Origin of the sequence: Rhodopirellula maiorica SM1 (genome assembly GCF_000346295.1) — a bacterium.
Lineage (GTDB): Bacteria > Planctomycetota > Planctomycetia > Pirellulales > Pirellulaceae > Novipirellula > Novipirellula maiorica.
Genome location: NZ_ANOG01000431.1, coordinates 1 through 7,672 on the forward strand (window position 1 = coordinate 1; position 7,672 = coordinate 7,672).

The window sequence follows — 7,672 nt, forward strand, 5'->3', positions numbered from 1 at the left end:
TGGAAACCCGATCGTGGTTTCCAAAGCGGGCATCGTAGGCCGATCGATCGAATCGACTGGCAAAGCAGCCGAACACATTTCCAACAACTTTGTGCAACCGCTGTTCTACGCCGCACTCGCCTTCGCGGGAACGTTTGCCGCATTATGGATCATGCTCAAACTTTGGCACACGCACAAACGAGAAAAGCAGTTAACCGAACAAGCAGTTCTAAAAAACCTGCCCTCCGAAGATCAGGCTTGAGGTCAAGCGAAACATACGCTTGAGTAGCGAAAAAACACACGCAGAGATCGCTACGCAAACAGTTCGGAGATGACGGTGCCTTCGACATCGGTCAAACGAAAATCACGGCCTCCGTAACGGTAGGTCAATCGCTCGTGATTGATCCCCAACAGATGCAATAACGTGGCGTGGAAATCGTGGATGTGGACCTTCTGTTCCGCAGCATAAAAGCCGAACTCGTCGGATTGGCCGTAGCTAAACCCGCGTTTCACACCACCGCCCGCCATCCAGTAGGTAAACGCATGCGGATTGTGATCGCGACCGTCTTTGCCTTGTGCCGTCGGTGTCCTGCCAAATTCGGCGCCCCAAATCACCAACGTATCCTCAAGTAACCCGCGTCGCTTGAGATCGGCAAGCAGTGCGGCGATAGGCTGGTCCACTTCTGCCGCCAATTCAGTGTGCTTGTCTTTTAATTTGTTGTGCTGATCCCAGTAGTTATGCGTGACTTGGACAAACCGCACGCCCGACTCGGACAACCGGCGAGCCAATAGACATTGACGTCCAAAATTATCGGTCGGACCGCCATCAATACCGTACTCGGCAAACGTCGTCGCGGTTTCTCGGGAAAGATCCATCAGCGAGGGCGTTTCCATCTGCATCCGAAAAGCGAGCTCGAACGATTCTAGTCTCGCCGCCAATTGAGCATCTAATCCTGCAGAACCCGCGTTGGCAGCGTCCAACTTGTGTAGCAAATCGAGCTGCAGTTGCTGCAGCTTCGGAGTGGTTGCGGTGGCGCTGGCAAGATTTTCGATTCTTGCATTCTTCATCGGAGCACGCGTCGATCCGATCCGAGTGGCTTGATGAATTGGCGGCAAAAAGGCCGAGCCAAAATTCCGCACTCCGCCGTGTCCCAATGTGGGATTGATCGTGATAAAGCTTGGCAAGTTCTCATTTTCCGAGCCCAATCCATAGCTGATCCACGACCCCATACTAGGTCGAACAAAGGTGTCCGATCCGGTATGCACCTTTAGCATCGCCCCGCCATGGGCCTCGTTAGATCCATGCATCGATTTGATAAAAGCCAAATCGTCGACATGTTTTGCGACCTGCGGAAACAGATCACTAACCCACGCGCCGGATTGTCCATACTGTCGAAACTTCCAGGGACTTTTGAGCAAGTTGCCTGTCTTGGCGAACTGAATCCGCGGTTTATCAAACGGCAGCGGCTGACCATCGTGTTTGGCGAGTTGCGGTTTGTAATCGAACGTATCAACGTGCGAGGGACCGCCATGCATAAACAAGAAAATGACCCGCTTTGCACGCGGTGCAAAATGCGGCAACGTCGCATCTAAATCGTCTCCTGCATCGGCTGTCCTGATCGACGCCCCCGCCATCATGTTGGCCATGGCGATGCCGCCCAAACCGATTGATCCTTTGATCCAATCGCGACGATGCAACCAAGATCCACTTGGGCAACACGATTCACTGTTTTTTGATTCAATCGACATAACTAAATAAACTCCCGGCGATTAACGTGCGGCACAATCCCGACCAAGCTTGCCGAGGATTCGCCCCATCGGGAAGTCGCTCCGCAGCATCCGCAACAAACTCTTGACAAAGCGCAATGTCGGTCGCGGTGGGCGGACGGCCATACAGCTTCATCCACAGATGGGTAATCCGCACCTCATCGTCATCGTCGTGGTCCAACATCGATGCACTTAGCCGTTCGGCCTGTTGATGAACAAGTTGGCTGTTGAGCAAGAACAGGGCCTGATTAGGCACGGTCGTAACAGGCCGCTGCTCGATGTGGTTAGCGGTTTCGACATAGTCAAAGGTAGAGAACAGATCCAAAAGCGCCGCACGGTTGATCAGCAAATACACCGATTGTCGCGGGGCATCGGCAGCGACCGGACTGCCCCCAAACGTGCGATCCAACAAGTCACCAGCAATATAAATCGCGTCTCTCAGAGGCTCGATCTCCAATCGCCTGCGATTTTGGTGCGAAAGATACTCGTTTTCGGGATCATCTTCTTGATAGTCCGAAAGGTCGCTTCGCATTTGGTAGGTGCTACTGAGCATGATCATGCGATGCATTCGCTTGAGCGACCACCCTTCATCCACCAAACGTCGTGCTAACCAATCCAGCAAGTCTTGGTGCAGTGGAGCTTCGCTTTGCAAACCAAAATTTGAAGGGGACCGCATTAACGGTTGACCGAAATGCCACATCCACAAACGGTTGGCCATCACACGTCCGGTCAGCGGATGATCGGCCGAGGTCAGCCAGTGAGCCAAATTCAAACGACCACTTTCGTCGTCGGCAATCGTGTCGAATCCCGCGACGCTCTGCAGACGCTGAGGCACTCCGCGTGGTACCAGCGTATCGCCTTTGCTGAGATGGTTGCCACGAATATGCACCGCCAACGACGTTGGGGTTCCCTCTTCGACCGCCATCGCGATGTCGTACGCAGGCATCGCTTTTTCGATGTCAGCCAAAGCTTTCCTAGCGGCGGCGAGTTGCTTCTTTGTTGTTTCGGGATATTGATCTTCGGGTTTGTCCGGCAACGTTTCCGTTTTCAACTTCGCTAGGAGCGCGGCGTTGGCGCCGGCGACGATTTCTTCGACTGCTGCTCGACTGCGGTTGATCTTCTTTTGATGTTCGCTGCGCTGTTGGTCAATCTCGTTCGACGGCAGATCTCGCTCCATCCATTTGGAAACAAAGTTTTCATGCAGCATCGTGCGAGTGCTCGAGAAGATGCCCGCCAAAGCGTAATAATCTTCGGTCGAAATCGGATCAAATTTGTGATCGTGACATCGAGCACACGCAACCGTCATTCCTAACATCGTGCGAGTGACACAATCGATTTGTTCGTCGACAATATCGATCCGCATCTTCTCCTTGTCTTGTTCGGCCAGCATTTTAGGACCAATCACAAGCATTCCCGTTGCAATGATCCGCTGACGACGGAGTTCTTCATCGTTCGTGGGCAACAAGTCGCCGGCAAGCTGGTGAACGATAAATTCGTCGAGCGGCTGATCCTCGTTAAGCCGATCAAAGACCCAATCGCGATAACGCCAAGCGTGAGGCATCTTGTGGTTTTCATCCGCTCCGTTGGTGTCTGCATAGCGAACAAGGTCCAACCAGTGACGTCCCCATCGCTGCCCATAGTGTGGCGATGCGAGCAAACGGTCCACGACTCGCTCGAAACTTCGGGGCGAGTCATCGGCAACAAACGCATCAATCTCACTCTGGCTCGGTGGCAAGCCGATCAGATCGAAAGTCGCCCGACGAAGCAACGTATACTTGTCCGCTTTGGCAGCCGGACGCCATCCCTTCTGATTCAATTTCGACAACACAAAGGCGTCGATCGGACTGCGAATCCAAGCTTGATCGTCTTGAGTGATCCTCGCGCCCGGCACCTCTGGTGCAACGACGCTTTGGAATGCCCAATGATCGCGAGCAGCAATGGGGTCGATCCCATGACGCGGGGCGGCGGCGGACTGTGTGCGAGGATCGACCGCCCCCTTTTCAACCCAAGTGACAAAATCGTCAATGACTGACTGCGGCAATTTCTGCTTCGGCGGCATTTCAAAGTCGTCGTATTGGATCGCCGAAATCAACAGACTTTCGGAAACGTTCTTGGGGACGACGGCAGGACCACTGTCGCCCCCTGTCTGTGTCGCCTCACGACTGCCCAACAACAATCCGCCTTGAACAATCGTCGCGTCGGTTGAGTGGCACGAATAGCAATGTTCTACCAGCACCGGACGAATGCGGCTTTCGAAAAAATCGATCTCGGATTGCGGTACTGACTCGACCGGTTCCGCTGCGGCTACGAGTCGCGTTAGGACGACTAGCCAAGCGAACGTCAGCCAAATCAGCACCGCAGACGTGCGACCGATCGGCAACGGCTGAGACGCACCGTTAGAAATTGGCATGGCAATCGACTTGGTAGGAAAGGAAGGGTGGGAGAGGCGGGATACGCATTGTAAACACTCTGGCGAGGTGGATGCAAAACATTCACGCCCTGATTTACACGACGCTAAACCGTAGCCGTGTTCTGCATTGCGAAAACAGAAGCGCCGAAATAAAGATTAGCCTCGAAATAACCGTTTACGCGAACCGCTACACAGGCCGATTTCTGTCAAAAACGCCAGTAAATAATAACGAAATCAACACCACAACCTTGCCGCACCGCCGCGATCGACGACTTTCGGTTTTAAGGACTTGATAGGATCACTTCGCCGCATTCTACTTGTTGCATCGCGAAATATTCCCCTTTGCGAAAGGAGTAAAAATGGCTGAATTCGACAAGCAGTGCCCACGATGCAAATGCACCATGTTTCGCGTACCACGCCATTGGCTCGAACGATTCTTTTGTTCTGCTGTCTATCGCTGTAACCGATGCCGCAAGAGACGGCGACTTGCTGCGGTGATCCATACTCTGATCTAGCATCGATCATTACAATGGATGGGAATCTACGACTTGCCGCTTCGCCGCGAGCCATCCTTTCCACGATCGAGACTTTTCCTTGACCGATTCGAATCCAGACGCCGGATCCCATCCCACTGAGCCTGCCTCGGATCAAGACGGTGCGTCCTCGATACATTCTCCGTTCGCATCGCAACGCGAGCCCAACTTTCCGCTTCGGATAGCGATCGTCGCGATTACGGCAGCGGTCATTGTTTTCTTGCTGCAGCAGTTCGTTTCCGAACGCGATCATCAGAACGCGAACCTGTTCTCTTTCGGCGTCATTGGGATAGCGCTGCTGACCATTTTGCTTCAACTTTTTCGTCTCGCCCGAAATCATGGCTATCCGCTGCTCGTTCCCGTTATGACGATCGCGATGGCCGCCGTGTTTGGCAGCTTGTACCGCTTCGAAGGGTTTAGTGGCGAAATGGTGCCCGATTTCAAACTGCGATTTGGACGTGCCAATCAACCTGGGCGTGTTCCAATCGATGAGGCATCGGGAAACGCGATTGCGAAGCTCGAGCCGTCTGAGAGAACGATTGCCGCAGCAGACTCGACCGGTTTTCTAGGCAATCTGCGAAACGGCTATATTCCGAAGCGTAAATTCGAAATGCCTAGCAATACCTCGGAGGCCGAGGTACTGTGGCGGCAAGGAATCGGCGAAGGTTGGTCCGGGTTTGCAGTCACCCAAGATCGAGCCATCACCCTTGAACAACGAGACGCCACCGAATCGCTGACCTGTTACCGACTTGGCGACGGTGCTTTGCTGTGGGCAGTCAGCCATCAAGCGAGGCACGAACATCCACTGGGAGGCATCGGTCCAAGATCCACTCCCACGATCATGGGCGATCGAGTGTACGCCCTCGGAGCCACTGGCATGCTATTGTGTATCGAGATCGCATCGGGTGAACAGGTATGGAACGCCGACTTGCTGGAATTAGCCGGTTGGAACCAAGCGGAATCCGAGACAGCGATTCCTTGGGGACGCTCGGCGTCACCCTTGCTGGTCGACGGACTTTGTATCGTGCCACTCGGTGGACCGAGCGATCCTGCGATCTCAGCGTCCGATTTAGCCAAATCAGGGCGAGGACTAGTCGCATTTGATGCCGCAAACGGCGAGATTCGCTGGTCTGCCGGTGAGGACCAAATCAGTTACGCTTCGCCAATGCTGATGACGCTGGCAGGGCAACGCCAAGTGGTCATTGTCAACGAAAGCTCGATCAGCGGCCATCGCATCGACAGCGGAAAGGTCCTGTGGTCGTTCTCGTGGCCTGGACAAACCAATACGTCGGCGAATTGCTCGTCCGTTGTCTTGGCGGATGACGACCGATTCCTGGTCGGAAAGGGCTACGGTGGCGGCAGCGCTCTTGTCGAAGTCACAGCCGATGCCAATGGCAAACTCAACGCCGAAGCGGTTTGGCAATCTGGCCGCGTCTTGAAAACCAAATTCGCTAACACCGTGGTCGTCAACGACACCGCCTATGCACTCAGCAATGGATCGCTCGAAGCCGTGGCGATTGCCGAAGGAGAACAGCGGTGGCGACAACCTCGACGCGAACGATCGGGACAAGGCCAAATCCTCGTTGCGGAGGATTTGATTGTGGTCCAGGATGAAGCGGGCGACCTGCTGTTTGTGTCATTGGACGAAGAACAATATCAGCAAGAACTACGCATGCCCGCGTTGAATTCGAAAACATGGAACGTGCCGACCATCGCAGGCCGTCATCTGATCGTGCGAAATGATCGTGAGGCCATCTGCTTTCTATTACCCAGCCGAGATTAAAGGCTGCTTGCCCGCTGAATCAGCCGTCTGGATTGGCCAACATCTTCATCGGGAAAATGCCCGAAGAATGCCCATCTGAAAAGGCGATACTGTAGGCATATGTGCCTACCGGACGCATGGATTCGATTCGTAGCGGACGTGCCTCTTCGGCGCTCAGCACCGGCAAACTCAGTGATTTAGGCGACGCCTGCTTTTTCTCGGCCTGCTTCTCCTGTTCACCTCGTTTCTTTTCACGACAGGTCGCGCAGGGGCATGCGGCCCGCAGTTGAGCCACAGTCCAGCGAGTGCTCGTACCATCGTTCCATTGAATCTGGATTGCGGTTTCGCCTTCACGCGTGATCGAAACGGGCGTCAGGTCGGATTCGCTTGTCGCGGATTTATCTTCAGAGTTATTCATTGTGCTCACGGTTTAACCTTGGCGTGACCTTTGGTCAACGAGACGACGCGATTTGGCTTCAAACCGGGGCAGCGATCCCTCGGCGACCGGAGCCACTTCGACTCGCAATGCAAGTCGATCCCTCAGCAACTGTGCGACCTGTGCCGCTTGGTCCATCGCCCCTTCGAACTCGAGCCGAATTTGATCCATTTCGTTCACTTGCTCGACGATGATCCGGTATTCGGCCGCCCCGCTTACCTCGCGAACAATCGACTCAATGCTGCTAGGAAAGATATTCACGCCGCGAACGACGATCATATCATCGGCCCGGCCAATCACGCCTCCTTCGAGCCACAGGAACGTCGACGGCTGATCATGATTGCGAAAAGCTCGCACCATGTCGCCGGTTCGATAGCGAATCGCGGGGCCTCCGTAACGCCCCAGATTCGTCAGCACCAATTCACCAATTTCTCCGTCATCGACTTCGCGACCGCCAGGATCGTCGCCACTGAAATCAAGCACTTCGGCAATGAATTCCGATTCGATGACATGCAATCCACGTCCATCGGGACTGCCGAATCCCCAAGCCCCCAGTTCGCTGGCTCCGGCATGGTCAATTAGTTTGGCCCCCCACGATTGCTCAATGCGATTGCGTACCGCAGGCAATGACCCGCCGGGCTCTCCTGCCACAATGATCCGTGACACGCTTGTTTTCGTCAGATCCATCCCCAACGATTTTGCCGTCGATACTAAATGTAACGCGTAGGTTGGCGTGCAACACAAGACCGTGCAACTATGTTTTTGGATCATCATTAAACGCGATT

General features: G+C 54.3%; 6 protein-coding genes. 2 read left to right on the forward strand and 4 right to left on the reverse strand.

Annotated features, from left to right (window positions below):
- On the forward strand, window positions 1-241 hold a 241-nt coding region (locus RMSM_RS40945; RefSeq protein WP_040766493.1), incomplete at its 5' end, for a hypothetical protein.
- Between the two features lie 50 nt (window positions 242-291).
- Here the strand turns inward: RMSM_RS40945 and RMSM_RS13810 are convergent.
- Both RMSM_RS13810 and RMSM_RS13815 read right to left on the reverse strand, forming a co-directional pair.
- Window positions 292-1,728 carry a DUF1501 domain-containing protein gene (locus RMSM_RS13810; RefSeq protein WP_008696980.1) on the reverse strand — a complete coding sequence of 479 codons (1,437 nt, stop codon included), beginning with the start codon at window positions 1,726-1,728 and terminating at the stop codon, window positions 292-294.
- Entirely contained in the window at window positions 1,718-4,156 is a 2,439-nt protein-coding gene (locus tag RMSM_RS13815; protein ID WP_008696982.1) for a PSD1 and planctomycete cytochrome C domain-containing protein, read from the reverse strand. The genes RMSM_RS13810 and RMSM_RS13815 overlap by 11 nt, the downstream gene beginning before the upstream one ends.
- A gap of 594 nt (window positions 4,157-4,750) precedes the next feature.
- On the opposite strand from RMSM_RS13815, the gene RMSM_RS13825 reads away from it, so the two are divergent.
- Window positions 4,751-6,472 (forward strand): outer membrane protein assembly factor BamB family protein, encoded by a 1,722-nt coding sequence (locus RMSM_RS13825; RefSeq protein WP_008696987.1) that lies wholly within the window; start codon window positions 4,751-4,753, stop codon window positions 6,470-6,472.
- A 19-nt stretch (window positions 6,473-6,491) separates the two neighbouring features.
- On the opposite strand, the gene RMSM_RS13830 is transcribed toward RMSM_RS13825, so the two are convergent.
- Together RMSM_RS13830 and RMSM_RS13835 are read right to left on the reverse strand one after the other, a co-directional pair.
- Window positions 6,492-6,869 (reverse strand): DUF971 domain-containing protein, encoded by a 378-nt coding sequence (locus RMSM_RS13830; protein WP_008696989.1) that lies wholly within the window; start codon window positions 6,867-6,869, stop codon window positions 6,492-6,494.
- 12 nt (window positions 6,870-6,881) lie between these two features.
- Window positions 6,882-7,672 (reverse strand): phenylacetate--CoA ligase family protein (locus tag RMSM_RS13835; RefSeq protein ID WP_040766504.1); only part of this gene is annotated, 791 nt, incomplete at its 5' end.